The organism is Mesorhizobium sp. M2A.F.Ca.ET.042.01.1.1, assembly GCF_003997405.1.
GTDB lineage: Bacteria > Pseudomonadota > Alphaproteobacteria > Rhizobiales > Rhizobiaceae > Mesorhizobium.
Window position 1 is genome coordinate 1 of record NZ_RZRX01000446.1, and the last position, 2,720, is coordinate 2,720.

Annotated in this window: 3 protein-coding genes; all 3 read right to left on the bottom strand. The window is 64.2% G+C overall.

Features of this window, described 5'->3' with window-relative positions:
• The coding region (locus EOA23_RS33405; protein WP_189341810.1) for a TniQ family protein at positions 1 to 986 on the bottom strand (986 nt) is incomplete at its 3' end.
• A 47-nt stretch (positions 987 to 1,033) separates the two neighbouring features.
• Positions 1,034 to 1,942, bottom strand: coding sequence for a TniB family NTP-binding protein (locus EOA23_RS33410; RefSeq protein ID WP_127307194.1), 909 nt, complete (start codon positions 1,940 to 1,942; stop codon positions 1,034 to 1,036).
• Positions 1,943 to 1,948: 6 nt separating this feature from the next.
• A partial coding sequence (locus EOA23_RS33415) for a Mu transposase C-terminal domain-containing protein (RefSeq protein WP_189341811.1) occupies positions 1,949 to 2,720 on the bottom strand: 772 nt, incomplete at its 5' end.

Genomic DNA, 2,720 nt, shown 5'->3' on the forward strand with positions numbered 1-2,720 from the left:
GGACAGTTCCAGTCCGGGCTCGCCAGGATCGCCTCCGCCAAGGAGCGGTACTCCGCATTCGAGCGCAGCTCGAGCCTCGTTGCAGGTTTTCCGGTCTCTTTGGATTGCCGGACGGCGGAGCCCAACGTGGGCTGTGATGCGTTTTCTGGCTCGGCCGCGAACGCCTGGAACACGAAGGGCGGTGGCGGCCCGAAGCGCCGTCTGGCACCGGCAAGGTCGAGAAGCTGCGCAATAGCGATCAAGGTCGTTATGCGCCAGGTAAGGGCAGCCGTGGCGAGCGGGGCAGTCCGCTGCGCCGGCATACCATGACCTCCCTTCGGCAGGCCGAGACCCGACCATGCGATGAATGGCTTGTCGTCAGCTTGCGACGGGGTCCACAGCAGCTTAGCTGCCCGCATGATTTCTTCCGGCGACGGGCCTCTGCCGGCGTCGCCAGCGACAACGGCTGTGACGATATCGGCAAGCGTCGTCAGGAACCCGGTCTTTTGCGGCTCCGCTCGGTCGGCTTCCCGGCATGATGATACAACGGTCAAACAAGTCATGCAGACCAGGCGGGCTTTTCCCGCAAGCTCGTGAAACCGAAATCCGGCGCTGCCGAAGCAGCGTCCGCAAAAATCCCGTAGCCTTTGCCGGTGCCGGGAACATACCATCGCTTCGACATGGGACCACGCGCGACGCACGTAGTGGTCGCCATCGTCCGCGGTATCTTGGTCCAGACAGGCAGGACAAACGCCTGCGTGAGACCGGTCCGCGACATCCCACGCCAGCGGCCGCGCGCGACGCGAGAGCGCCATCCCCGCGAGCGAGCTGGCCGGCAGGCGGCAGGCCTGCGCCCAGAGCTCGACTACAGCCGTGGGCGGCCGGAAATCACGCTGCTCGAAGCCGATTGCGGGGGCACAAGTGGTGCGCGGCTCGAGCCAGCGCTCGAGTTCCAGCACCGCGCGCCCGTAGCGGCATGCCACACGCTCCTGCCAGGAGGACAGCAATTCGTCCTCAAGCGGGCGCGGTGCTATCGGAAGGAATAGCGGCACGTTCACCGCATGATGCGCCGCTGCAACTGCCGTTCAGCTTCGAGCGTCATGGCAACCAGCGGCAGCACCAGACCGTCGGATGTGAAACTGCCCTCGTCAATGCGCTCGCTGCCGTCGCGGATCGCTTCCACGGCCACCGTCTCGATTAGACGGAAAATGCGCATCGTCACGCCGTCGGTCATTTCGAGCACCCGGCGGCGGATTGCGGCCGTTGCCAGTTCCGAGGGCCGGCGCAGCGGCAAAATGCTGCCCAGGCTGGACAGCAGCTGCCCAAAATGACGGTCATCGGACCAGCGCGGAAGATGGAAGGCCTCGAAGCGTTCGGCCAGCTGCGGATCGGTCAAAAGCGCCTGCCTTGCCAGGTCGGTTCCGGCGCAGATCAGCGGAATTTTCAGATCGTTGGCCAGAAACCGGATGACGTTCAAGAAGATCCGCTGCTGACGGAAGCTGCCGGCCAGCATGGCGTGGATCTCATCAATGACCAGCATGCGCGCACTCATCCAGCGCAAAAGGCTGCGGCAGACCTCCTTCAGGCGATAGCTGCTGTCATTCGTAGGACCGGGCGCGCCAAGCGCGTTGAGTAACTCGCCGTATACATCCCGCTCCAACGGCTCGGCGGGCATTTGCATGGCGACGACCGGCATCGTGGTCACACCCGTGCCGCTATCGAACTTGGCCGGATGGTCGCGCAGGAACTTCCGGATAATCTTGGTCTTGCCCATTCCCGTGTCGCCGTACAGCAGCAGGCATGGCATGCGATCGCGTTGCGGATAGGACAGCAGGTCCTGGAGCTTCGCCAGAGCCGCGCTTGCCCGCGCGGTTTCGAGCCACCGATCGGCCCTTATCCAGGCGATACGCTCATCGTCTGCTAATGCAGCATGAACTCGGTAGCCCTGGCAGAAGATGGTTATGTTCGCTCAAGACCATTCCTCCACCACCAGCGGAGGCAGATCGCCCTGCAGATCCTCGGCCGGTCCCACCGGCGCCGCGGACAAGACACCGCCAGATGCCGCCGAAAGCGACCGGTCACGACGCTCGCTGTGGCGCCGTGCGGCCTTTGTGTCCCGCACCGCTGTCTCGAGCAACGTGCGTTGCTCGGCGATCGTCGCAAAAATCAGCTGCTCATCTGTCGCCTTGACGCCGCGCTCCTTCAGGATCGAGCAGGCCATTCGCTGCTCGCCGAGCGTGATGCGCGGCCGGCTGAGGTTCGCAACCCGGATCGGCCAATTGGTGCCGTCCGGTCCCTCCACGAACACGGTGGACAGATCGCGAGGATCGTACCGGACACATAGCCGCCGTGAAAGCCTCCCGGCCCATGGACTGAGCACGTCGTCCCAATAGCGAAGCCCGAAAAGGCGCACGCCGTCGCGGCGAATTTTGCGCTCCTCGAACGGCAGAAAATCCTGAAGAAACCGCTCGGCATCATGCGGCAGGCGAAGCTTTTCCGGTCGTGCCGCCATCGCATCGCCCCATGCGGTGATCGGTGGCAGGCCCAATCCCCTATGGATTTCGGCGTGGTAACGGCCGACGATCTCAAGGCCAAGCCATCGTTCCAGTTCGTCGAGTGTCAGCGCGGCGTGTTTTTGCGAGTCATATGCGCCGCGTGCAGCGACGTCGCTCGACGTCGTGCCCGGGAGCAGATGGATTGCCCCCATCATCGTGCCAATCAGGCGCTCGATGTGGCCGCCG